Annotated in this window: 16 protein-coding genes; 12 read left to right on the top strand and 4 right to left on the bottom strand. The window is 54.0% G+C overall.

What is annotated here, in order from left to right; genetic code table 11:
- Position 1: 1 nt before the first annotated feature.
- On the bottom strand, positions 2–1828 hold the full coding sequence (locus QQ977_RS16965; RefSeq protein WP_285929023.1) for a hypothetical protein: 1827 nt from the start codon (positions 1826–1828) through the stop codon (positions 2–4).
- Positions 1825–3066: a hypothetical protein gene (locus QQ977_RS16960; protein ID WP_285929022.1), complete on the bottom strand. Its 1242-nt coding sequence runs from the start codon at positions 3064–3066 to the stop codon at positions 1825–1827. The genes QQ977_RS16965 and QQ977_RS16960 overlap by 4 nt, the downstream gene beginning before the upstream one ends.
- A 435-nt stretch (positions 3067–3501) precedes the next feature.
- Between QQ977_RS16960 and QQ977_RS16955 the strand changes: the two genes are divergently transcribed.
- The 11 genes from QQ977_RS16955 to QQ977_RS16905 all read left to right on the top strand — a co-directional run bounded on the left by QQ977_RS16955 (position 3502) and on the right by QQ977_RS16905 (position 21141).
- Positions 3502–5619, top strand: a complete 2118-nt coding sequence (locus QQ977_RS16955) for a Druantia anti-phage system protein DruA (protein WP_285929021.1) — start codon at positions 3502–3504, stop codon at positions 5617–5619.
- A 39-nt stretch (positions 5620–5658) separates the two neighbouring features.
- Positions 5659–7218 carry a hypothetical protein gene (locus QQ977_RS16950; RefSeq protein WP_285929020.1) on the top strand — a complete coding sequence of 520 codons (1560 nt, stop codon included), beginning with the start codon at positions 5659–5661 and terminating at the stop codon, positions 7216–7218.
- A 12-nt stretch (positions 7219–7230) separates the two neighbouring features.
- Positions 7231–8727 carry a hypothetical protein gene (locus QQ977_RS16945; protein WP_285929019.1) on the top strand — a complete coding sequence of 499 codons (1497 nt, stop codon included), beginning with the start codon at positions 7231–7233 and terminating at the stop codon, positions 8725–8727.
- Complete coding sequence (locus tag QQ977_RS16940; RefSeq protein ID WP_285929018.1) at positions 8724–13292, top strand: DNA translocase FtsK; 4569 nt, start codon at positions 8724–8726, stop codon at positions 13290–13292. The genes QQ977_RS16945 and QQ977_RS16940 overlap by 4 nt, the downstream gene beginning before the upstream one ends.
- 22 nt (positions 13293–13314) lie before the next feature.
- Positions 13315–14421: a hypothetical protein gene (locus QQ977_RS16935; RefSeq protein ID WP_285929017.1), complete on the top strand. Its 1107-nt coding sequence runs from the start codon at positions 13315–13317 to the stop codon at positions 14419–14421.
- 63 nt (positions 14422–14484) lie between these two features.
- Positions 14485–16926, top strand: coding sequence for a DUF262 domain-containing protein (locus QQ977_RS16930; RefSeq protein WP_285929015.1), 2442 nt, complete (start codon positions 14485–14487; stop codon positions 16924–16926).
- A 394-nt stretch (positions 16927–17320) separates the two neighbouring features.
- Positions 17321–18139, top strand: a complete 819-nt coding sequence (locus QQ977_RS16925) for a ParA family protein (protein WP_285929014.1) — start codon at positions 17321–17323, stop codon at positions 18137–18139.
- Positions 18136–18543: a hypothetical protein gene (locus QQ977_RS16920; protein ID WP_285929011.1), complete on the top strand. Its 408-nt coding sequence runs from the start codon at positions 18136–18138 to the stop codon at positions 18541–18543. Before QQ977_RS16925 ends, QQ977_RS16920 begins: the two co-directional genes overlap by 4 nt.
- A gap of 319 nt (positions 18544–18862) precedes the next feature.
- Positions 18863–19444, top strand: a complete 582-nt coding sequence (locus QQ977_RS16915; protein ID WP_285929010.1) for a DUF7342 family protein — start codon at positions 18863–18865, stop codon at positions 19442–19444.
- Between the two features lie 3 nt (positions 19445–19447).
- Complete coding sequence (locus tag QQ977_RS16910; protein WP_285929009.1) at positions 19448–19906, top strand: hypothetical protein; 459 nt, start codon at positions 19448–19450, stop codon at positions 19904–19906.
- On the top strand, positions 19903–21141 hold the full coding sequence (locus QQ977_RS16905) for a phage integrase SAM-like domain-containing protein (protein ID WP_285929008.1): 1239 nt from the start codon (positions 19903–19905) through the stop codon (positions 21139–21141). Before QQ977_RS16910 ends, QQ977_RS16905 begins: the two co-directional genes overlap by 4 nt.
- Positions 21142–21188: 47 nt before the next feature.
- On the opposite strand, the gene QQ977_RS16900 is transcribed toward QQ977_RS16905, so the two are convergent.
- Together QQ977_RS16900 and QQ977_RS16895 are read right to left on the bottom strand one after the other, a co-directional pair.
- Positions 21189–22412 carry a hypothetical protein gene (locus QQ977_RS16900; protein ID WP_285929007.1) on the bottom strand — a complete coding sequence of 408 codons (1224 nt, stop codon included), beginning with the start codon at positions 22410–22412 and terminating at the stop codon, positions 21189–21191.
- Between the two features lie 189 nt (positions 22413–22601).
- Complete coding sequence (locus tag QQ977_RS16895) at positions 22602–23387, bottom strand: hypothetical protein (RefSeq protein ID WP_285929006.1); 786 nt, start codon at positions 23385–23387, stop codon at positions 22602–22604.
- A gap of 446 nt (positions 23388–23833) precedes the next feature.
- Between QQ977_RS16895 and QQ977_RS16890 the strand changes: the two genes are divergently transcribed.
- Complete coding sequence (locus QQ977_RS16890; protein ID WP_285929004.1) at positions 23834–24346, top strand: zinc ribbon domain-containing protein; 513 nt, start codon at positions 23834–23836, stop codon at positions 24344–24346.
- Positions 24347–24614: the final 268 nt, after the last annotated feature.

The following is a 24614-nucleotide window of genomic DNA, read 5'->3' as shown; positions in this document are numbered from 1 at the left end:
ATTATGTATTATCGATGATGGTCACGGGCAGTTCGTCGAAGACCTCTCGCACTGAATCAGCATCGGTGTCCGAAATTCGCCATTGAAGTTGATACGACGATGTTTCAAGCCACTCTGCTCCGACTGCGTACAGCCAACGCATCTGTGCCCGCGGCGGTGCAAAGTCACAACTTAATAAGACCTCCTCGTCATATGCGGTGAGTTCAACTGTCTGTGGGTCTTCAGCCATTGAGTCAAGGATTAGGCACGCATGCTTGCGGTATTTCGGCGAAACAGTGACGGCCCTTGTTTTGTCGTCGCCCGATTGAACCTTTAACTGGTAGGTATCGGCGCCGTATTCGACTGGAACTCGCCACAAGCTGATCGCAGTTCCGTCTGCCTCTTCAATGACGAGCGGCTCACCGTCTACGGTAAATCCATAGTACTGTCCAGTGTATGGTGCCCAATCTTCCTCCGGTTCCCACGACTCCTGCGGTCGCTGTTCGATGTACTCACGTAGTGTGGCTGGCGTCGTAATCGGCGCCTCGTCCAGACCGATGTATTCGTCTTTAGATTGAACGGGGATTTCTCTCGAACGCAATTCTGCTTCACTGGTGTCAGTAAGAATCCGCGTCAACCCCCGAAATTCGATATCAAGACCGGACTCTATGAATGGACGACTTGGATCCCCTGAAACGAGCACGGCCTCAGATTCGGAGATCATTACAGATCGCGTCGGTGCTGGAGCATAGTACCCTTGTGAGAGTTGGATCACATCACCGAGGAACGTGATTGTGGGGCCGGTACGCTCTGTTAATGCTGCCCGAAACCACCCGACATCATCGGATACTTCGTCGGCACCAGTGACTGGCTGTCCGAGAACAGCTGCCAGCTTATGGACAACCCAGTGGCGGATTGCGGTGATGTGTGCTTGTGGATACTGTTGGCCACCCGATTCAGCTTTCTCAGCAAGACCGAGTCGGATTGCCTCACCGACTATGGCGTCTCGGATACCGATCTCAGTCGATGGTAGTTGGTCACCACTCACGCCAGTAAACTGCGTAGCAAATGCACGAAACGGTTCTTGGCCGAATCCCGCTTGCTGAAGTTGCTGCATCCGAGTATCGTGCCCGTGGTCTTCGATATCACCAACCGAATCATAGACCTTTGTCACTTTGCCAACTCCGCGGTCTCGGTGAAATCTAATGAGTTTCCCTTCGATTTTTTGTCCGATTCGGGCTTTGCCTCCAGAGAAGTGGACAGGCAACCCGTCCACATACGCGATGAGATTATTGCCATCAGTGTCATCTATCGTTGCCGTGAATGACTCGCCCTTTTTGATAGGGAGTTTGTCCCAGCGCTCACGGAGAATATTGAAGCGAATCCTGTAGCGTTTCCCACGTGCTCTTGCGTTCAGAATCTCTGCATATCCCGGTTCGCGTCCGACAACGTGTACTAAGTCGCCCTCGTCTGCTTGTACTGGTCCGAGTTCGACGACTTCACCTCCGGCAACTGCGAGTCCGAGGCCGTACTCGTCGATCTTATCCACCTCTATGTAGGTTTGTTCTCCCTCTTGTGGAGGTTGGTCAGGAAGAAGGCCGCTTACATGGCGTCGAATGTGATCTTTGTAATCGTCCGCGAGAACTTCCTCGGTCAGACAAAGTGCGAAATGTATCGATGTTCCAGCGACTGAATCTGCCCCGAGATACCGCAATCGAACCGAACGACCGGGTTCGCACGTGACTGGGCCGATATTAATCCCTTCCCCATCGTATTTGACGGTGCAAGTTCTCCGTTTCGTAATCTTGTCTACTTCCGCTGTAAACTCGTCACCGGGTTCCAGACTCATTGTTCCCCCTGCGGAAAGCAGATCGATATAGTTCCAATACCATTGAACCGGATCTCGAGTTCATTACAGCCGCTCTCTACCCAGTGGACGACCTCCGAGATAATGTCACTGATTGCTGTTACGTCTCGGCTGATTGTCGGACCGAGCGATGCGCCTTCAGCAAATGTAGCGATTACTTCCAGTTCGAGGTCTTCTGGCCCGACATATTCGAGGTTGGTATGTAATAAATGAGGATTGAAACCAACGGGCATACGCTTCGAAGACGGGCCTTCGATAGGTGAGAGAAATTCACGGTGTTCCTCATCTTGGATTTCAATACCAATTCGCCGTGATTCTGGCTCGGTAGCGTCTATGATCGTCGATTCTTCGGATGGGTGGAGGTGGATCAGACGATGCCGATCGGAGTTCCGCTGGTGGATACTCACACGGCGCGATCCATCAGAAGGTACCTCAGTTGTGTAGTAACGAGGATTTCCCGCTCCAGTCCGGTCGATTTCGACTGTCTCGTTTGCATCTTTGGGGATGGAAACGACCTCGAATATTGGGTCGACTTCCTCGGAGGGAGTAACTCCGACGAGAACTGGTTCCTCTGGTGGTGCGTATAGGGGTGCCTCAACGGTTGGGTTTGTGTGTGCGGGTAATACAACGTCAGCATCGAAGCCGTAGTTTTCTGTACTAAGGCCTCCCCCATAGCGGTCGAGAAAAGGCTCCGTCTTTTCGGATGCCCGGAACCCGACTAAGGATACATCCGCGAAGTCGTAGACATCAACGAACGACACTTCGGATTTTGGGGGATTCTTTGAGACCAAATATACCCACATATCTTTGCGCACCTGGTGATCCGAGTTATATCGTTGCGCCCGAGTTTCATCACCAACAAAGAGATTACCGTGTTGGAGCCCTGAAGTAGTCCAAGTGCCGGTGATACTTCCGAGGGCATCTGGACCTGTGATTTGGAGTTCGTAACTGTTTGCTGTTGGATCGAGATCAAGCGTGACCTCTGCCTCCGATGGGTGGAAGTTACTGGGTACAGGTGGATGTGTAATTCCCTCTGCCTCGATTTCGACCTTTTCTAAGAGCGTGTCTACGTCCTCATCTTCTTGGATTTGGTCCCAATCGAGTGAAGGAACGATGCCAAATAATTCGATTCCGCCATCATATCGTTGACCGAGATAGGTTCGAATTGACCGCTGACGTTCATCCTCTTCGATGTCCGAAGTACGGAGATCCTGGATCATCTTTTCGACACCCTCGTCACTGGAGAGTGAACAGGAAATGTCCTCCAGGACGCCTTGCTTGTGAGCGAAATACTGGCGTTGAGAGCCAATCCGAGGGGTTAGGAACTCACCACATTCTGGGCATCGATAGTAGTCTGTTTTCCGTTGTGCCTCTTCGATCGGAGTTTTTGTACCCCCTGGATCAAGCCCGAAAGGGATAGAAAGTTTACTCACGGGTGATCTGAAGGCCGCCAATTCTATTCCTGATAGTTCCCTTACTCATATGTTATCAATCCTGAGCGACACATAATTTAAACCTATTGAATAAATGCGCACATATTATATATCAAATAATTATGGCTCGTTTTGCTAGACCGTCTAGGGGTCTGACCTGAGTCGAGTCGATACTCTTTTGAATTGCAGCAGACAACGATTTGCTACGTTAACCAAATTACTATGGGTGCGAATTCTGAACGAGAAGTGGATTTTTCGCCCGATCTCCCAGGCCAGTACCAACGGCGATTTGAGGCTCTCACTGATGAACTGATCGAATTTCAGGAAGATCTCGACCGGGAGGTTGCCATCAAAGACGAGATTCGCTATATTGAGAGCGAAATTGAGGATGGGATAACTGAAGGCCAGATTCGATATCTCGCAGCGTTAGAAGTTCTTCTGGACCTCATTGAGATCAACTATGACATCCGAAAAAACTCCGAATTACACGTCGTTCGTCCAGACCCGGATCGCTACAAGGACGACCCAGAGCAATTCAAAGAACAAGAGAGAACTATCCTCCAAAAGGAACGACGGGCGCAATTCAGAGAGGAAAGCGTCCGTGAGTTCGTTCGGAAAATGGAGCGTGACACCCGTCGAAACACCAATGGCGGGCGAAGCGTCCTTGAACTAATAACTGGTGGGAAAGAACTCTACCAGGACTTAGCCCCACTTCAGGATCAGAGTCAAGATACAATAGCCGAAGATCTAGAAAGTGTTGTTCAACCCTACATACAGAAAGTAGAGAGAGGGAAGAAGTGCGAACACACCGAGTTGGATTTGATGGATATCTGGCGGTACTTCCGCTATACTTGGTTGACACCATACAATACGGTCCCCGGAAGAAACATCAATTTCCTTATTAGAAATGGAGCTAAGCCGAAAGATCCAGTGATGGGGATTGCGACGATAGCAAGCCCTATGATGAACTTGTCAGTCAGGGATAACCACATCGGCTGGACGATCGACGCAGTCGAAAATAAACTGCAGCGGAAGAAACGGGTCCATGAATACGAGGAACAACTACCAGAGGAGAAGCAGACGCCTGACAAGAAGACTCGGTCAGTCACCAACACGGAATGGCTAGAAACTGAGGAAGAGTATGAAGAGCGGATCAACGAGTTTTGCTCTGATATACGAGAGGCTCTGGAGAACTCCATCGAGAACGCGATATCCAACATCCGGTATGACGACTTCGCCGAGGAACATCTAGAACTCTCCGATGAAAGCTTCGTCAACCCGGATGAACGAGTTCTCGAGATACTCGAGGAGATAGAAGAGGAAGCTGAACAGACGATCGAAGGAGGCGAGGACGAGAACCCTGAGAAGATGGAAGACTGGGAGAGAAAAAGTGAGACAGCCCTGTTCCGGAAAAAACGGGCTCGGGCGCTTCAAAAACTTCTCCGTGACCGGAAATACTTCCAAGAACACAGCGACGAAGACGATGTCGAGTTCATCAGAACCGGTTTGAACAACGACTCTGGACGGCGAGCCATCAAAACCGCCCTGAAGGAGATCAAGAAGGAGAGGGTCGGGGCCGGCATGATGAACATTATGGTTTGCGGCGCTATCCCTCCCTACAACCGTATCCTCGGTGGGAAACTCGTGGCGATGGCGTTGACCGGTCCCAAGGTCATTAACATGTACCAAGACAAGTACGGCGACTATCAGAGCGAAATCGCCAGTTCGATGAAAGGCGAAGCAGTGAGTAAACCGAACGAACTGGTTTTCCTCGACACCACCGGCCTGTTCGAGATCGGAAGTGCCCAGTACGACCGTATCCGGGTTCCAAACAAAAACGGACAAATCGAATACAACCAGATCGGGTACACTGAAGGCTACGGTTCAATCCAGTTCGGCCCCGAGACACGGAAACGGCTTAGCCAAGTCACACAGTTAGAGGAGGGTCGCAAGGTCGTCAGAGGTCGGTTCGGAGAAGGTGTCTCTCCTCGAATCCGGAAAATCCGGCGCGGTCTGACGAACTGCGGTTTAGAGACTGACCTATTGAAACACGAGTCCAGGCGGATTGTGTACGGAATCGATCTGGCGGAGAACTCCCAAGACTACCTGCTTGGAATCGACGACAACCCAGAATACTACTGGGAGTTCGACGACCCACAGAAAGAACAGGAGTCAATCTACCAGTACTGGATCGATCGGTGGGCAAGCATGAGAGTTCAGAAACAAGATGTCTTGGAGAATATTAGGGGATTTGACAAGCAAGAATTCAAATTGAGCAGCGAGATCGATTTCGACAAACGACAAGCCAGTCTCAGTGAGTTCATTATAAGCAACAGTTAACATGGCGGGAACATTCGGTCACCAACACCAACGATAAATATGGGAATTGAAGCATCGACACTGAATCTACGATTCCTTTCACAGCTGGCACAGGGAGGGTTCGCTGAACAGCTCACCGACGAGCAACGCAGAGAGATACATATAACAACCCGCTTGGACGGTGAGGAATACCTACAAGACGCACTGAAAGACGGGAAGCAGGTCGTTCTCACCGGGAACCCTGGAGACGGGAAAACACAGTACATCCTGCAGATGAAGCCCGAGTACCCGGAGCCGAACTATTTCTATCTCTCTGATGCCTCCGAGTACGACGACTACACTGTCCTACTCGACAAATGGAAAGACGCCCTTGACGACGGCCGACCTGGTATCCTCGCTATCAACGACGGCCCTCTTTACGAGATGACCACCCAGCACGCCGACGACTATCCCTTCTTGGAAAACGTTCGAAGCCAGTTCCAGAATCAGATCATCTACGGCGAAGGACAAGCCGACAACGCTGACTTCGACTCTATCGTCGTCATCGACCTCAATAACAGGAACATCCTCACGCGCAAGGTCATCGGCCAGGCCATCGAGAACTTGACCTCGAACAAGTTCCTGAAAGAGAACAACGGCGACGACATCCACGGACACATCGCCTATAACATGGACAAGATGAGGAATGATCGTGTCCGAGAAAATATCATCCGACTCCTACAGTCCGTCGGTCATCTGGACGCCCACGTCACCGTCCGTGACCTCCTGAACTTTCTCGCCTATTGTATCACCGGAGCCAAAGAAGAGAGCGTCACCGACTTTGACGAAGATCTGAAATACTACAACCTCGCGTTCAGTGGCAGTGGGCAGATCTTCACCCTCCTGAACGAATACTTCCATCCCCGCGATCTCACCCATCCATTCATCGACAGCAAACTCTGGGCAGACGCTGAAGAAGAGGTTTCACGAAGAGACGAAGACGACTCAGAAGAAGAAGTCGACCAGCGATTCATCGAGAAGAAACGTCAGTTCTACTTTGAGGACGTAGCCATCAACGACTACGACGCTCGCGACCTCTATCACGAGACCAACTACTCCTTCCATAACCAGCGGAACAGGGACCGTTCGGACGAAAGCGTGAAAGAGGACGTCATAGAGATGATTAACAGCTATTTCATGCCGGATTCTTCCAAAGGTTCCGATCTCCGAGTCTGGCTCTCCCACAACTATCGATCTAAAAGCTCCCTATCCCTTATTTCCCGGACAGAAATCCCTAAACGCGAGTTGAATCGCCGAGTCCCGCAGCTCCATCCCGAAATCAGCGATGCAATGGACTACAATCACGACCACCACGTCCTCGAATACGAAGGCCGAGACTCATCAGTCAGACTCCGGATCGATCCAGATCTATCCGAGACACTCGGTGCTTTGGAAGGCAATATTCCTTACATTCTACGTGGCAGGGAGGAAGAACAGCAGTTGCTAGAGTTTATGGAGGAAATCGAATACAGGGAAAGCCACGATGAGGACTACGGCACCATCCACATTATGGACACGGAAACCGGCGAACTCGAGATCCTGTCAGTCAACGATGATCGGTACCAGATGGAGCGGAGGTGAACACCGATGCCAATGAGACTCAACGATGTAAACTCTGATGCATCGGAAGCCGCATTCGGATTCAAAGCAACCTCCGCCTCCCTAAAACCGGTGCATCTCTCTCAGGTCGTCTTCAGTAACGTCCTGGGATCCACTCACCAGTCGGAGGACCTGTTCAAATTTGTCGAGAAACCCGGGAAAACCCCCTCCAGCGACTTGGACGAGAAATACCACGGCCTGTTCGAGTCTTCCCGCGATCTCAGTGACGAACAAATGGACAATCTTCGGAACAGGATGCGGAAGGTCTTGGACAACGACAACGCCCTCTACGCAAGTAGTCCACAACACTCTGCAATGACTTCTATGAGCAACTGGTTCGTCGCCTACCGCCGAATCGGTGTAACACCATCCCAGTTCATCTACACAGTACTGGACAGATCTGACAGCGACATCAATCAGAAGCTGACCGACCAACTTCAGGATCACCACGACGCTATCTCTCTCCTTTTCCGGCCACTCGCCAAAGACGGAGAGAAAGGCAACGTCACGGTCTCACCCTGGGAAGAACCTGTCCTCGGAGACGCATTCGGGGACGGGAAGATTGCGGATGAGTTCGTCGAAGGCTTCGAAACCCTGTCGAAGCACCTGAAGGACTCCAACAGCGACTACGACCTGAACTACGCTCGTGACCTTCGCCGCACCATCAAATTCGGCGGGTTCCTGCTCTACGTCTTCATGGCCAACCGGCACAATGAGATTCGGGATGACGGGGGTAAAGACGAACCTGTCCCAATCGTGCTGAACTACACCGGGACCAGGAACAACCCGGTAGCCGACGCCAGCCTCGAATCATTCCGCGTCGTCGGGTCGGAGATCCAGTTAGCCACCCGGCTTGGCGTCAAGCACGTCCTTGACCTGCAGGGCTACAAAGACTACAGCGAGGAAGACGTCCTCCGAGAGATCGAGAACCATAATTTCCTGGAACTGAACCGGAATAAGGAGGACAAGATTGAGCAGGACTACGAAAAATTCGAGCAGGTATTCCGAGCCTCACGAGACCCCAAGAAGAATACCACCTTTCATAGGCTAGTGGATGCTGTCAGCAACGTCATCCACGACTTCTCGAATCGGTTCGACACGTACACACCGCAGTCCACAGCCCAGACCTTCGCCTGGCGTGCCGGGATCCTTAAACCACGAGGGAACCGGGCGAACAAACGTAGGTATCGGCCCGACCCTGAGATGCTGGAACCCATCCTACTCTCCGTAATCGAACCAGGCACGAGCATGTCTCTCCAAGATCTCTCAGAAGAACTCCGGGAACGGTACGGGATCATCGTGGGCGGAACTGAACAGGATCGTAGCCACCTGACGGAGTGGGACATCCGCCTCGGTGCCAGCGCATCCGAAAGTGATCCGCTGAACAACCAGAACTACGAGGGCTTCAAAGAAGCAGTATCAAGTCTTGGATATGCCGAGGAATACGCGGACGGCGTTACCATCGTCTCTGTCCCCGAGGAGGAAATATGAGCGAAACCACACAGACACAAGACAGCTCATACGAGAGCAACGAGGATCTGATCGGCAAAGCAATCGCTAACGAGACAATCGACCAGCTGACCGAGGAAAACATCGGTGTAATAATCGAATCGCCACCCTGGTTCGACGCTGAGGAGTTCGTCGATATTCTCTGCAGTAACGCACGGTACGATGTCGGCCTCGCTATGGTCAGCATCGATGAAGCAGACATTGACGATCTCCAGTCACGGACAGAGGACTCCTCCGTCAGACTCACAGACAAAGTTAGTGTCGCCGTCAACTGGCGGAATGGCACCGACACCGGATTCGAATGGGACGGACGCATTGAACCAGAGAAACTGGTGATCCTGGTTCGGGGAGATCACGCCCGCCTGAATTCGATGAAAGATTTCGAGGGTATGGTCGACTTGCCTCTGGCAGAAATCACGCGAGAAATCACCGACCAGATGCAGGCCCAGAAACAGTTTGCCGACAGTCCCCCAGCCCAAGCTATCTGGGAAACCCTTGGCTCCGACCTCTACGACAGGTTCGAAATCCCTGCAGTTGCTGACTACGCAACCTCGACGCTCAAAGGATCAGAACAAGCTTCACTCGACGCCCTTGGAACCGAACTCTACAGACTGCGGCTGTTCAACGATCCCGGGCTTAACAACCCCGACGAAATCCCTGACAGGCTTTCCGACAACCTGGACCTCGTGCTGCGGGTCTCCCATATGTCGAATAGGGATCGACGCCGCCTCACTAACAGCGTCACCAAAGTCGACGACAGCGAAAGGGAAGAACGGGAACACTCCGTAGCCAAGCTTCGACGGTTCGAACGAACCGGTGACTCGGAGATCCTTGCCGACCTGACGTACAACGAGGTCAACGAGATATTCTCCACCTCCGGCCAGTCCAGCCAGCGACGTTCAACCACCAGCACCCGGAGAGACGTCGAATCCGCTAGCGTGGAAGCAGTCTTCGACGACAACGACGAAGAACTGGAACGGCTTTCAGAAGAGTTCGATGACCAATACCGAGAAGCCGTAGAGGAAGAAGAAAACCGGGTCGACATGGAGTTCACCGGGGATGAGCAGTTGGCCTTCGACGTCAACGACGACCTCTACTACTTCATTGAGCACTTCGTCACCGAGGACTCCTTCGGTGGTATCATCCACAACCCAGAGGACAGGCAGAGCGCGATCAAGAACTTCCAGGCCCTGAGAACCGGGAAGTTCCTGCCACGAGGCGAAGACAGCAGCTTCGAAAAACTCCGTAGAGTGGCTGAGAACAGCGGCAAATTCGAGGACTTAGTTGCATCTATCGACCGATACGTAACCGCTCGCAGCGAACTCGTCGATGCCCTACCAGGACTACTATCCGCTCCACTCATCCGGCTTCTCGGAGACGAAGACTTGCTCGAATCCGCAGAAAACTACATAGAGGCATACCGTGAGGTTCAGGACAAACTGGACAAGAAGTACCGGGAGATTCAGGACGTTAGCTCCGAAGGCTCTTCCAAACTTCTCTCCGACTTCCTCCTATTCGACACCGTCATTCTCGAATACGAAGACGATAGAGAACTCGTCCTTTCCCCACTCCACCCGCTCCACCTCTGGAAGTACTCCGAACTGGCGCGGGAGATGAAGGACGAAAAAGAGTCGCTGACCGAGGAAGAACGCAACTTCCTCATCAACAGCGTCGAAGAACAGCCACACGTCCTCCGCAGCATCCACGTCGGCGGGAACTACAGACTGGCAGATGAGACCTATCTCGTACAATCCGCGGAACTCGACAGGCTACCAGTCTACACCCGAATCGAGAATGCTGCAGAAGGCACGAACTCCAAGTTCTACGACTACGTCCTCGACAAGTTCACGTCAGCATACCCACCGTCCCGACGCCACCTCAAGATCTGCGTCATCGATCCCCTAGATCCTGTGGACCTCCTCTCTGATATCGCTGACTTAGCGGAGAAAGAAGAAATCCAAGGCGCAACAGTGGAGTTCGCCTTCATCGAGGACGAAGAGAAACCTGTCCTCAACGGTACTGCCTCACCAAGCGTCTCCGAGGATATCACTAACCTGTTCGGTCCGGACAACGACTCCGGGGAGTTCGAGATCGTTACAACCGAACATCCCAGCTACGACTCATACGCCGAGGACCTGAAAGGCGACCCACAGCACTTCATTCTGATTAACGACCAGAGCGACTTCAGCATCCAGACCTTCGAGCGTGATACTGAGACCACAATCCACCCGCTGTACGTCCCGAAAGAGTTCGACTACGACCTGCTTGAGGACAAAATCAATATCTCGCCGTCGAAGGAAGGAGTCCTCTTTTCCGAGTACCAGGACCTGATCAACCAGCTGTATAATCAGCGGCAGGCCATCCACAACGCCGAGGTCAACGAACTCAACGTCGAAAAGGAGACTATCGACGAACTCCTCGACTCCGCGATCTGGGTCTCCATCTCCTCACCGCCGATGAACGGCAACCCGTTCTGGAAGGACAACCTGATTTCCAGAGAACGACGCGGCGAACGCGACTTCGCCACGTACTCAGAGGATATCGACTACTTCCGACGAGTCCTCCGCCGCATCATCACCGAATACCGTCTTGCGCCTGACGACACCGACTTAGAGGATATCGCGGAGAGAATCGCTGACCTGCAACAAAGCGGCCTTCTCCGTCTCATCACCCGGGAAACCCTCGGCAGCGGAAAATCCAGAAACACAAAGGGCCTGCTTGGCTCGATTATCGCCGTCCAGTGGCTGCAGCAGACGCTGGCCGACCCCAAGCTAATCTTCTCCATCGACAACCCACGTACCCGGGAATGGCTGAATCTGGGAGACATCGAAAGCCGGGCCGACATCCTTACTGTCCAGTTCGATGATGACGGCGGCCTTATCCTCGACATCATCGAAATCAAGACTCTGGAAGAAACTAGCGGCGCCTACACCGTCAAAGACGAAGATGGCACCAAGGTCGTGGAGGGAAACGCCGTCGACCAAGTATTCGAGACGACAGACACAATCCGCGGCCTGTTCACCGGCGACAAAAATCTCACCACGTCGCCCCGGAAAGAGGCTCTCCGCGAACAACTGTACTACGAATTGACCTCCGCAGAAGGGATGGAGGGTAAGCAGGAGTGGGCAGACCGGATTAACGACGTATTCAACGGGGATGCCCAAATCGAGATCAACCCGAGGATCGTATCGGTCGAAGTCACCAGCGAAGCCACTTCGGACGAACGAATTGACGGCGTAACTCCGAACGCCCAGTCCATCAGGGTCGACAAGCTTCCCCGACAGTCAATCAAGCGGCTGATTGTCAGCGGCATTGAAGACCGGGAAGACCAACGGCCAGAACAGGATGTCGAAGAGGAAACGGACGAAGTCGACGAGGAGGAAACCGGTGGGGAAGAGGAAGACACCGTCAGTGACGACGAAAAGACAGACATCAACACTGAATCTGCTGACCGGTTCGGCGATCCCGAAGAATACACCAACCTGGTAGAAACCCTGAAACGGGTTCTAAACGAGTTCAAGATCAACATCCGAAACATCGATCCCGACGATATCGATGTCGGACCAAACGTGGTACGCTTCAAGATCCGTCTGGCACCAGGCGAGAAACAGAGTTCCTTGGAGCAACGGACAGAGGACATCGCCCGGGAAATGGCGTTCGAGAAAGAACCGATCGTCCAGCGACTGCCTGGAACAGAGTACGTAGCTCTGGACGTTCCTCGGGAGAACAACGTCGTGGTACCTCAACGCGACTACAGAGACCGGTACAAGCCGTCCGACGAGATCGAGACATCCTCACTACCCTTCCTAGCAGGCGTTACACCAGACGGCGATGTCTACCGTTCTGACCTCTCTGAAGCACCACACATGTTGGTTGGCGGAGCAACAGGCAGCGGGAAGACCGTGTTCCTGTACTCCTTGATTATGAACTTCATGGATCAGAAAGGCGAAGACAACGTCGAGTTCGCCTTAGTTGATCCGAAGGAGACTGACTTCATCTTCTTCGATGCTCTGCCGAACCTTTCTAACGGCGAAGTGATCACTGACGCCGAAGATGCTGCCGATCTGTTCGAGTGGCTCGTCGAGGACGAAATCCCACATAGAAAACAACTGCTGCGGAAAAGCGTCTGCCGTGACATCGGAGAGTACAATGAGCAGAACCCAGATGACCAGATGAAGCCGATCGTCGTCATCATCGACGAATACAGCGACCTCCTCCAGCAACTTGGAGAAGACGCTGACGACACCGAGGACAACGTGCGCCGCATCGCCCAAATTGCACGGGCACAGGGTATCCATCTCGTCATCTCTACCCAGCGACCTTCACACGAAGCTATCGACACGGACCTCCGTGCTAATCTGGACACTCGGGTAGCTTTCCGGCTTCCAAAGCAGTCTGACTCTCGAATTCTAATCGACGAAGGTGGAGCAGAGGAGCTTGGTGGAGACGGAGACATGCTACTGAAAGAAGCGGACAGAACCACCCGGCTCCAAGGCCTCTATGTAGACTCTGACGACATTCGCGACCTCATCAACCAATATCGGTGACCACTAGAAATATAGAATTCAAATGCCGTTCTTGGCCTTCTACGACGATACCGAGGTCATTCCGAATCAGGTACAGAAAGGGCATCTCCTCGAGTGCCCGAAGTGCGGCGATCAATTGAAAATTCGCGATTCCCATCGCCGGAAGGGGTCGTTCGTCGCACGGCATTTCTACCACGCTGCTGAAGAGGAGACTGACTGTGGCGGTGAATCTCCACTCCATTTGCGGATGAAGTCGATCGCGTATTCGAAGCTCACGACCGAGTATCCTGACGCCACAATAGGACTAGAACAGCAGTTGGGTGACCGGCGTGCGGATATTCTCGTCGAGTTTCCACAGCCTCGGTTCCCTGAGGGCCGTGGCATCGGCGTCGAAGTACAGCACAAACACGAGGATAAGGATGTCGACAATGTAACCGCTGAGTATCTCGCTGCAGAGTACAGCGTCCTCTGGTTGGGAGAAGCGGACTTCTCCGGATTCAACGTCGATCTCTCTGGCATTCTTCCGACCTGGCCTCACGCGGTCCAACACGACTTCAGCGACGGGTATCACGGCGTCATCCACTGGCTACGACAACCAAAGCCAGCCAATCCCTCGATAGACGTCGTCCTCCCACGAGAATATCTAGCTGAACACAGCGAGGGTCTTCGTCGAGCATGGGAGTACGGGAAGTTCGATCAGGGAGGCCAATCGGACTGGAACGACCTCGGATTCTGGTGGTTGAGTGCCTCGTATGACCCGTACCAGAAGTGGTTCAAACTCACCGAGACGCCTGACGGGCGGACGATGCTTCAGCTCGGGAAGCAGATCCGCGGTACTGAACACGTTCTCGCTCCGGTTCAGATTGGACACTCTCGGAATCGGGGTAAGGTTCACAGCTTGGCTTACGAGGTTGATTCAGCAGATACCTCCGCTGGCGAATGGGCAGATATCGAAAAGGCGTGGCTCGAAACCGGATTGCAGAGCACTTCAGTTATTTTCAAGCTCGTTGCAACTCCGAGTGGGGAGCTCGCTCTATCGTTGGGAAAGTACAAGGAACACAGCGACGACGGCGAGTTCATTACCGTCTCTACCGAGTTCGAGCGTAATCTCAAAGAGAATCTCCACGAACTCGCCAACCTTCTGGGTTGACCTCACTCGCCCCGAAAACCCGCCCACAACGGTAAATGGAAGGACTATAAACAGTAGTCAATAATGTCGGACGAAGCTGACGATTTGTATGATAAATACATCGACTACGATGGCAGAGATCTCGATACCCGGAATGTCGGTGATGGGAAAGTAGTTCGGCCGATTACGGCCGAGAACTTCGAGATGGAGAAACGGACTCTGGGGGAGGTTCTCACCGATCAGAAGTTCAACGTACCAGAGTACCAGCGACTGTACTCGTGGAAGAATATCCACCACGAACAGTATTGGTCGGACATCGATCAGTTCGTTAATGCCGACCTGGTCGCTGACCGACGCGAGGTGTCTGACGTGTTCTTCAGCTCGATGTACTTCGCGGTCAACGACGACAAACAGGTGTACGAGGTCATCGACGGCCAACAGCGGCTAACGACGACACACCTGCTGTTGCGCGTCCTTATGGAGCACCTCGAGGACATCGATCCGGATTCTATCGAGGACAATACCCTGGCGGAGTTCCGGGACTACGGGATCGGGCGAATCACCGATATCCTCTATGTCGAGGAGTCGTTCGGCAAACGTGAGCCCCGGCTCACGCTGAACAAACACGACGCTAAATTTTTCAAAGCCCTCATGATGGGGCCGTCCGCCCAGGTGGACTACCTCAAGAATGAGGCCGACTTCAGCATTCACGGGAACAACAGCGACGCAGTGCAAGTCTCGGAATGTCTGGACCGGTTCGGTACCACGGACGATGAACTCGCGGACTTAGATACGAACTCTCTCTCATTGGGGGCGTTCTTCAAACTATATCGATCACATCGGCGGTTGTTGAACGCTTACGAGTTCTACAACGAGAAGATCAGCGATGTCGTCGCCGACGCCGAGACGCCGGACGAGACAGTGCGTGCGCTTGTGAATATCCTCAATTACGTCTACAACTCCTACCATGTCGGGGAGTACCTGATTCGAGAGGCGGAATCGGACTTCCGGATGCAGATCTTCGAGATTTTGAATGACCGTGGCGTCGATCTGACGAAGATCGACCGTATTAGGGCCGCGGTCGTGAACGCCTTCTTCGATACCGACGTGAAAGACGAGTACGTCGATAAGTGGGAAGACCTCGTTGTGGCGTTTGCAACTGATGGTGACGCTATCGACGACTACCTCTCGATCTATCTGAGTATCGTCGACGATGGCATCGACAGGATTGGTGACGCGAGCGCCGAACTGACCAACGCCTTTGACACTCGGAACATCGACTCGGATGTCGTCCCGCGCCTCCGGAATCTCGATGAAGCGAAGGCCTTCCTCGACTACGCGCACGACCTCGTCGACTACTATCAAGATATCACAACCACGGAGCTCGCCGCTGAGGACCTTGACTTAGCCAGTCACCGAGAGCAGTGCCGGGAAATCCTTGTTCGCCTCAATAACCAACAGATGGACCAGTGGCGGCCATTCGTCCTGGCGCTCTACTATCACACCAATCCTGAATCGGAACGGGAAGCAGCACAGTTCTACCGCGTATTAGAGACCATCGAGAAACTCAACCTGCGACGCCTCCTCATTTCTGAACGACCGAGTATTTTCCGCGAGGTCTTCATCGAGGCTGTCGAGGAGTTCAACCTCGCACCAACCGCCGACGCCACTCCAGACAGTGTGTACGAGGCTTCTCGAGAGTACCTCATCACCGAGATGCGTTCCTCTACGCCAACGCTGTTTGGCGATCGGTTCATCGATACGGTCGTTCAGACTCAGTCCTGGAGTACTGCAACGGCGCGACTGCTCTTCGGGAAGATCGCCCAGGATCACTTCGACGACGGTAGTCATGCCGTCGAGCGAGACCTGAATATGGGGAACATCCATCTCGAACACGTCCTACCCCAGACTCCCGTCAGCGACCCAGAAGACCCTACGTGGCTTCGCGAGTTTTTCAAACTCGATTCGGAGCCGGATATCGAGATCGCGTCAGAGATCGAGCGCTATATCGAACTGGTACAGCGCTCGGATCTCGATGAAGAGGAGGAGCGACTGAAAGACAACATCTTGGAGTTCATCACGCAGGGTTTCATCGACGATATCGGGAACTTCCTCCTGCTCCGTGATACCGATAATATCGGAGCGAGCAACCGGCCACTCGCCGAGAAGATGACGCAGTACTACTCCGAGATCGACGGTTTCGCGAGTATCTACCCCAATCGGTATTTCACGGCCGAATATGGCAACGTCGATCGCGAACCCCTCGACAAACTCCGTGAGAAGCACGATGGCGGTGATGTTTCGAATGTGGACGCCGATGTAGTGGCGTATTTCAATTCCTTCTGGACTTATGAGACTCTGCAGGATCGACGAATCGAGATCCTGCTGGATATTCTGTCGACGCTTGGATTCGATTCGTTCGAGGACGAGTTCGGGATTGAATCCGATCAAGATGAAGTACGCCAAGAAATTCGAGAGAAGACTGACCAAGAGTTCGAGAAACGTCTGTCCGTCCGATCGCTTTAATCCCTCTGAGAAGTCGGCTTTGTGAGCACCTGTAGAAACCTTCTCAACTGACTATCCTATCCAGCTTCGTAATCCCCACAGAAGGTGACGACCACCTTTGCCGAAACGATAGAAACGATAGAAACGAATGGAACGAAGAGAATGAGCTGAATGAGGGTAATGAACTGAACTCTCAAGACAAACTGGTTTGTCTATGATCGCTCAGTATCGGAAACGAACAAAACGAGCAAAACGAAGAAAGTGATTGAAACGAGTGAACTCACTTCAACGACCGAAACGAACAGTTGGTTTTAACATCGTAGTAATCCTCTCACCGAGTGAAATAACCTCACCGAACGCACCGAACTAAACGACCAAAACGAACAGAACGAACATAACGAGAGAAACGAAGAAAATGACCGACACCAATACCGCACGAATCACGGTGGCGAATCAGAAGGGAGGCGCGGGGAAAACAACCGACGTCATTCATACTGGCGGCGCACTCGCCGCCCGAGGTCACGACGTCCTCCTGGTCGATATCGACTACCACGGGGGGCTCACCTGCTCGCTTGGCTACAACGATCTGTACTACGATACCGACCGCACAACGCTGTTCGACGTTCTCGACTTCGACCAAATGGAGTCGGTGAATGACATCATCGTCGAACACGAGGAATTCGACATCCTCCCCGCGAGCGAGAAGCTCGCGAACAACAAGAACATCCAGACGTTGCTTGAAGCGCCGAAGAGTCGAGAACGACTGGAGATGGTTCTTGACGAACTCAATAGGGACTACGACTACATCATCGTCGACACGCCGCCATCTCTGAACGTCCTCACCGATAACGCCCTCGTCGCGACCGGCAACGTCGTCATCCCCGTCATTCCAGAGAAGCTCAACGCTAACAGCCTCCAGATTTTCGCAAAGCAGCTGAGCTCCCTCGAACAGGCGTACGGAGACATCAATCGGCTCGCGATTGTCTGTAACCGTGTCGAGCAGAACGCCGAACACCGCGGCACCATCGAGGAGATCAAGTCGGCGTACTCCCTCCCAGTGTTCGAGATCCGGAAACGGACCGACCTCTCCCAGTCGATTGGCGAAGGGGTGTCCGTCTTCGGCTTCGGTAAGGAGAACCAGCGCGTCGAGGATGCACGCGACCTGTTCAACGAGATCGCCGACCTGTTCGACGAGGCGTTCGAGAAGACCGCGCCTGAGGAGGTGGAAGCATGACCGACGGCTGGGGCGATGCTTCCGGCATCGAGGGCAACTATGAAGGAGAGGACGATGAGGCCGATTCCGGCGAAACGAGTGAGGTGAGTGAACCGGTGGAAACCAGTTCATCGACTGAAACGAACGAAGCGACTTCAACGAGTAAAACGAACGAAACGAGCAAAACGAAGACGAACATCAAGGACGAGTGGAACGGGCGGACGATCTACATCCCCGACGGTGTCCTCGACGAAATGGAGGATACCTACCTCGAGTCCCAGCTAAAGCTCCGAAAGGCAGACCAGGACGAATTCAAGAAGAACCGCCACTTCTACCCGCTACTCGTTCAGTTCGGTGCTGAGGCACTCTCTGATGCGGATGCTGAGGAAATTCAGGCCCGCCTTTCGGAACTCGGTGACGGGTGACCTCGCGCAGAATGAGTTCCGAGATTTTGTATAGCGACATGCAATATATAGCTTTCATTAGTGCAGGAATTCACCGCTAGAAGGCTCCAAACCCCCGAATCAAGGGGATAGGCCGATTACATCAAATGGTCCTGATTATTCTCGTAATCACGACCACTTTGAAGTACCCCGACGCCGTCGGTGAAGCACGAATGCTGCAACCGCCTCACAACGGCGCTTCCCCCGGGGTAGAGCCGCCAAGACCGGGCACCGAGTTTGCTCTGGCTACCCTCAGCTGAGATCGGGGCGATGGCGAAGAAGTCGATTCGATATAGAACTAATGACCTCAACCTATATTAAGACAAAGCCCGAACGATGTTGTATGACCGAAGATAAATCGAACTCCGAGGGCCTGATCGAACGCCAGACCACGGGTGAAGACCGCGTGCGGATGGTTGCTCGGCAACTGTCGGAGCCACAGACGGCCAACTGGATCGCCTCCGAAGCGGGCTGGTCACACGAACCAACGAAGCGCGTCCTCGAGCGACTCGTCGACGACGGCATCCTCCACCGTGACGAAAGCGGTACTCACACAACGTATTATCCTGATTACCGCCGCCAAGCGATGCAGGAGGCGATGCGCCTCCGAGATAGCGGACACACTGTCGAGGAGCTTACGGACCGGCTCGCCAATATGAAGACGCAGATTCGCGACTGGGAGGATGAATTCGGCGTTGAATCACCAAATCAGCTTCGTGGGACGCTCGCTAACGAGTCCCTTGACGGTGACGAGGAAGACCGTCGCCGTGAGATTGCCCGCGAGTGGGAGCACCTTCAACGGCGTATCCAGATTGTCGGCTTCGCCATCCGCGAGTGGGACTTCCTCGCTCCGACGACAGAGCCTGCTGAGGCCAGCAGCTAACGGATGTCGGTCCCGCATCCTGGTGGTGATCCGAACGCGAACCTCTACGCCCAGCTAAAGCGAGACGTCCTTGACCGCGTGCCACAGATCACGGCCGTCGAGTACGTTCCAGACGATATTGAGGCAAAGCAGCTGCGGGCGACTTTCGATCCGGCCCGTCTGGATCCCCCAACGGGCCCTGATTCGCCGGAACTGACCGTCAAGTGGTATCGACAGGAGCCACACGATTGGTTCCGTATCAACTACACCGACCCGAACACAGGCTTTCACGCTGGCTGGCACCAGGACGAGGACCACCCCGATCTCGGACGGACGCACTTCCAGTACTCAGTCGCCAATACGGGGGACCGCTGGGGGATCACGTTCGAACGCGAGACTCCCTCCCTGATCCTCTGGGACATCGTCGAAGCGCTCCTCAAGGACGTCCGTCCGACCTACCAGTACGCGAACGAGGAACCATGACACCCCGAGAACGCACCGATCAGTCACTCGAGAGTTCCTTCGAGCGGTATCTCCAGGACAAGGGGAAGGGCCGTGGAGGCGACGGCGGGAACTATCGACGCAACGCTGCACGCGAGCTCGAGCGGTTCGCCGAGTGGGCCGCCGGTGACCGCGGCGACGACGACTGGACTGGGATCGTCCCTGACGATGTCGACCGCGAGCCGACCTTCGAGGACCTCGACGAACGCGTCTTCCGGGAATATGCCCGGCATCTCGCCGGCGATCGGGGACTCAAGCAGAATACCGTACAAACCTATTACCGCTATCTCTCTGCGTGGTGTGGTTGGTGTGTCGACGAGGGGTATCTCGAAGCGCACTACGCCCAGCGGGCGAGTGCGATGGCGCCGCTGCCGGAGGACGATGGCCGCAAGCCCGGCGACCAGCAGGCCTGGACGTCCGAGCAGCGCCACGTCCTCACCCGGCACGTCAACGAGCGAGCCCGCGACGCTATCGAGACTTACACGACCCTCCCGGAGGATACTGATCCCCTTGATAAGCAGCGAGCGCGCTACGAGGCGCTGAAGGCGGCCCGTGACCGCGCCTTCGTGTTCGTCCTTGCGTACACCGCCGTCCGCGTCGGTGAACTCCTTCGAGACCCGAACGACCCGCGCCGCCGCGGGGTCCGGTGGGAGGAGATCTCGCTTGAGGACGGAAGTATGGATGTCTATCGGAAGAAACAGCAGTGGGACGCTGCGAGTCTCCCCGATCCGGTGATCACTCCGCTTCGGAGCTATCGTCAGCTCATGGATCCACCAACGGAGCGCTGGTCCGTGTTTCCGACGTTCGACCAGCGGACGCTCGCGACGCTCGTGCAGAACGAACTAGCCAACCAAGGAATGCGGTCTGGCGCGGTCGAAAAACGACGTAATGAGTACGCCCGTGACCTGTTGCTGGCTCTCAATGAAGACATCCGGCCGCCCTCGATCACGACGGACGGCGCCCGGTCGATTCTTCAACGTCTCTCGGAGGCCGCGGAGATCGATATCGACCATCCGAAACACGATTATCTCGCACCGCACGGCGGCCGACGGGGAATGGGAGAGGTCCTCGTCCGGGCCTTCGGATACACGGTGGCGGCCCGATATCTCGACAATTCAGAGGAGATGGTTCGGGAGCGATACTCGCATATCGAGGCTGGCGAACTCGGTGACGTGGCGACAGAAGCACTCCACAAAGTCGATTCGCTGAATCCGTAAGTGTACGAGCAGGCGAGCCGAACTTGGATGAATGACTGGTTCTCCGCTTACGGAGGAATCCAGCTCGTGTGGTCGCGGAGCGTTGTATCGGGAGTCTCCATCGTCGCACCACACTTAGGGCAGTAATCTTCGATCGCATCCTCGTCGTAGAGATAATGATCACACTCGGGAGGGCTGGCCTGGAAGTACACGTCGTCCCAGTCGATGTCCGGTTCCCGACCGTAGAGACAGAAGGTACTGTGCCCTGAACGCCCTCGGTGATTCGTCACTAACTGAACGGGGCAGTACATACACTCATGGAGTTCGATGAGTGGCTGGTCGGAGTGATTTGTCCAGAGCGTTTCTCGACGCCCCCATTCGTGAAACCCCTTCGGACCCCAGCAGCGGTCTATCTCAGGTCGTGTAGCAAGTAGCTTCTCCACCTGTGCGGAATGGTACTGGCTTCCTGCCCATTTCCAGAACGGTTCATGGTCGTATTCACGTACAATCGCATTCTTGAGCGCTTTCAGGGGGAAGTCCGGACCGTACTCGTCGCTCTCGGTGAAGGTGTAACTGCCGTCGGGTTTGTGGACCCGGCGCAACTCACAACCCTGGCCGGCACAGATATCGTACGTGATTAGGTCGTCCTGTCCACGGGGGTGAGCATAGGGCGGCACTCGCTCCCACGCGTGTTCTCCGCTGTATAGGAGCGATTGGCAGTTCGTATATTGGTGTGCTTTGCTCGTCCGCTGAGAATATCCAGAGCCGTCGTCACGCTCGAACTCGGCACCAATCGTGTCGTAGTCGAACGTATCGAGAAGGACAGTTGCTGCGCGTATCCAGACGACTGAGTAACCTGCAGCCAAGTAGTCATGCGTCACCTGCTGGACATCCTTGTCCTCGTGGCTGTGCTGCACCTCAACGGCGAGTCCCTCCCCAAAATAGGGATTCCAATCGATAAACGTCGCGAGTGCGTCGGTCCGGCGTTCGGTCACAGGTGTCGGTACCTCGGACACGTCGACGTCTACCTCTGTCTCGATGCGGGCGCTTTCTCCGAACTGCTGGTGAAGGGCGACCTCAACGCGTGCGACCGCTCGCGCGTGTGCCTCTGACTCGCCGCCGCTCGAGCACCGCTGGCCAGCGGCATCCGATACGTGGTAGAAGTGTCGAGCCTTCCCCGGCGCCGATCGCGGATACATAGTGTCACCGCACACAGGACACGTGACGGCTTCTCCATCGTCGACGATGGCGGGGACGACAGGGTGACCATCAAGACGACCGCGAAAGGGCATATCTCCACAGAATATCTGGATAAACAAGTAATCTCCCCCAGCCAGTAGGTCAGTGCAAGCAAAGCTGGAGGTTTTGGAACCGTGATCACCGTCTTCGTTTGACCCATTACATAACGAGTAGGCGCAAACGAGAGGCGACCAGACATCGATGAGAACATCGGCAAAGAACCGGGCTAATAGGAATACCGATCAAAACGGATCCTCGAGGCCGCAAGAAATACAGCGCATACATCCATCTTCGCGTTCCCAAATGTGGTCGCAGTACCGTGGATCTGTGGTCGTCATCTCAGTGAAGTCCTCGAAGGGATCATTTGAGATGATTTCCTCTCCATTGTGCTCTTTGAGACGGGCGCCACATCGGCACCGATAGCGATTCTTGCCTCGCGGTTCCCAGACGTGTTGATGGTTCTTCTCCCTCTTTTTTCGCTGTTCAAACGCCGCTTGAGCAGCACTATCGGCAAGATCAGTATTCGTCTTGATCGTTGATTCATCGTAAATGTGGGCATCTACAACAGTGTCTTTCCAGCGCTCAAGTCGACAGTGCTTGCAGAAGTTCCGGTCGTGGAGATCACTCCCACCGTATTCCCAGGTGTGGTTACAGCCTGGATTCGGGTCGTCGTATGTGAGGGGTTCAGAATTTATGAACCGCTCTAAATACTCTTCAGGAGGATCAATATCTGGAGGGGCTGCCCACGATGCTGCAAAGGCGTTCTCGGCTCGTTGATCAAATGCGATGACCATCTCCTTAATCCGGAATCGATCATTGGTAAAATCGTCAGGACTCGCCCAGTAGACACTATATCCAGCTGAAAGATAATCGTGTGTGACCGCGGCGAGGTCCTTGTCTTCGTGTGCGTATTGTACCTCAACGATCAACCCACGTCCTAGGTAGTCGTTTGCGTTATCAGAGGCAAACTCAACGAGGGCATCAGCACGGCGGGAATTAGCAAGCGTCGGTGTGTTTGGGATCTCCACTGTGCCCTCGGGCTCACAGCGAATGTATTGATCAAACCGTTGTCGAAGGGCCGATACTGCGAGGGATTTCATTTTCCGGTGAGGATCCGACTCTCCTCCGGAGCAATTGACCGTCGAGGGGCCTGAGCCAGAGGTGACGTGGTAGAAATGGCGGGCGCGTCCATCATCAAATGGTCCCCGAGGTCGCATCAAACCTCCACAGGCTGGGCAGACAACGTCAGTACCGTCCTCCACTTCTTCTGGAAGAACTGTAGTGCTTCCCTCTTCGACAGACGATTGGGCGATGAAGGGCATCTATACCGACATCACGACTTCGTTCGTGATTCAGATATAGTCTTCCACCCACCGCCGCCGAGCTTCAATCTTCTGCAGACCATGCTTCTCGCTCCTATACGACACTACCCGCACCAGCAAAGTCTCAGTATCTATGACTCGTACCTCACAGTATGCCGTACTGCCCGAATTGCGGAGGCCAGGTCAAGGCGGTCCACCATTACTGCGGATCCTGTGGACAGGCACTGTCTGAGATTGCAGAGTCGGAGAGCAATCCACCGATGGCAGTCGATAGGGATGGATTCCTGTCACTGCGATCGCTCTCATACGTCAATGAACTACTGAACGGAGAGCGAGAACTTGATCGTGATTCTGTTTCCTATACGCAGTTATCCCGAGAGATAAGTGCCGCGTTTGCGGATTTCGCTCGTCTTGCGGTGGTCAATGATCTCGATCTCCTTCATCTCTGGGCAGCTGGATCGAACACGGATTCACTGAGTATGTCCGTCGACGACATGAACAGCGATCAGTTCCGAGACTGGCTCGCTGCGATTGGGTTGGGACGAACTCTTCGGATGTACGATGACGCACTCCACACTGAGTTTGAGGATGAGTTCAACGACCGACTGCAGAAACTGATCGACTTTGTGAATGAAGAACTCGACGAAGAGGATATTTCTGAATAGGAAGCTACAGCTGTCTGGCTGTCCATATCCCTCGGCCAGAGCGGTTTTGAGATCAAAGCTGGCCCGCTGAGGACCTCTATCGAATATTGAGGCGACCATCAGTATCCAGATCGATGGGATTAGTCCGGATAGTCCGATCTTAGTATCCATTCCGGAGTTTCAAAGTGCGTTGCATCATTTGTACTCAAATTTCATATGAGAACATGACTTTCATTACTCCCTGTATATTTAAACAGGGATAGAAGAATGTCTTCTAAAACAATTTATT

The sequence above is a fragment of the Natrialbaceae archaeon AArc-T1-2 genome (assembly GCF_030273315.1).
In the GTDB taxonomy this organism is placed as follows: Archaea; Halobacteriota; Halobacteria; order Halobacteriales; family Natrialbaceae; genus Tc-Br11-E2g1.
The sequence above is the reverse complement of the archived record's forward strand: the minus strand, read 5'-3'. Positions and strand labels throughout refer to the sequence as shown.

Bases quoted from the DNA above. Each gene is read 5' to 3' on its own strand.
- QQ977_RS16940 (WP_285929018.1), top strand. From the start codon at position 8,724: ATGAGCGAAACCACACAGACACAAGACAGCTCATACGAGAGCAACGAG.
- QQ977_RS16905 (WP_285929008.1), top strand. From the start codon at position 19,903: ATGACACCCCGAGAACGCACCGATCAGTCACTCGAGAGTTCCTTCGAG.
- QQ977_RS16955 (WP_285929021.1), top strand. From the start codon at position 3,502: ATGGGTGCGAATTCTGAACGAGAAGTGGATTTTTCGCCCGATCTCCCA.
- QQ977_RS16910 (WP_285929009.1), top strand. From the start codon at position 19,448: ATGTCGGTCCCGCATCCTGGTGGTGATCCGAACGCGAACCTCTACGCC.
- QQ977_RS16935 (WP_285929017.1), top strand. From the start codon at position 13,315: ATGCCGTTCTTGGCCTTCTACGACGATACCGAGGTCATTCCGAATCAG.
- QQ977_RS16965 (WP_285929023.1), bottom strand. From the start codon at position 1,828: ATGAGTCTGGAACCCGGTGACGAGTTTACAGCGGAAGTAGACAAGATT.
- QQ977_RS16925 (WP_285929014.1), top strand. From the start codon at position 17,321: ATGACCGACACCAATACCGCACGAATCACGGTGGCGAATCAGAAGGGA.
- QQ977_RS16890 (WP_285929004.1), top strand. From the start codon at position 23,834: ATGCCGTACTGCCCGAATTGCGGAGGCCAGGTCAAGGCGGTCCACCAT.
- QQ977_RS16915 (WP_285929010.1), top strand. From the start codon at position 18,863: ATGACCTCAACCTATATTAAGACAAAGCCCGAACGATGTTGTATGACC.
- QQ977_RS16900 (WP_285929007.1), bottom strand. From the start codon at position 22,412: ATGCCCTTTCGCGGTCGTCTTGATGGTCACCCTGTCGTCCCCGCCATC.
- QQ977_RS16945 (WP_285929019.1), top strand. From the start codon at position 7,231: ATGAGACTCAACGATGTAAACTCTGATGCATCGGAAGCCGCATTCGGA.
- QQ977_RS16930 (WP_285929015.1), top strand. From the start codon at position 14,485: ATGTCGGACGAAGCTGACGATTTGTATGATAAATACATCGACTACGAT.
- QQ977_RS16920 (WP_285929011.1), top strand. From the start codon at position 18,136: ATGACCGACGGCTGGGGCGATGCTTCCGGCATCGAGGGCAACTATGAA.
- QQ977_RS16960 (WP_285929022.1), bottom strand. From the start codon at position 3,066: ATGATCCAGGATCTCCGTACTTCGGACATCGAAGAGGATGAACGTCAG.
- QQ977_RS16950 (WP_285929020.1), top strand. From the start codon at position 5,659: ATGGGAATTGAAGCATCGACACTGAATCTACGATTCCTTTCACAGCTG.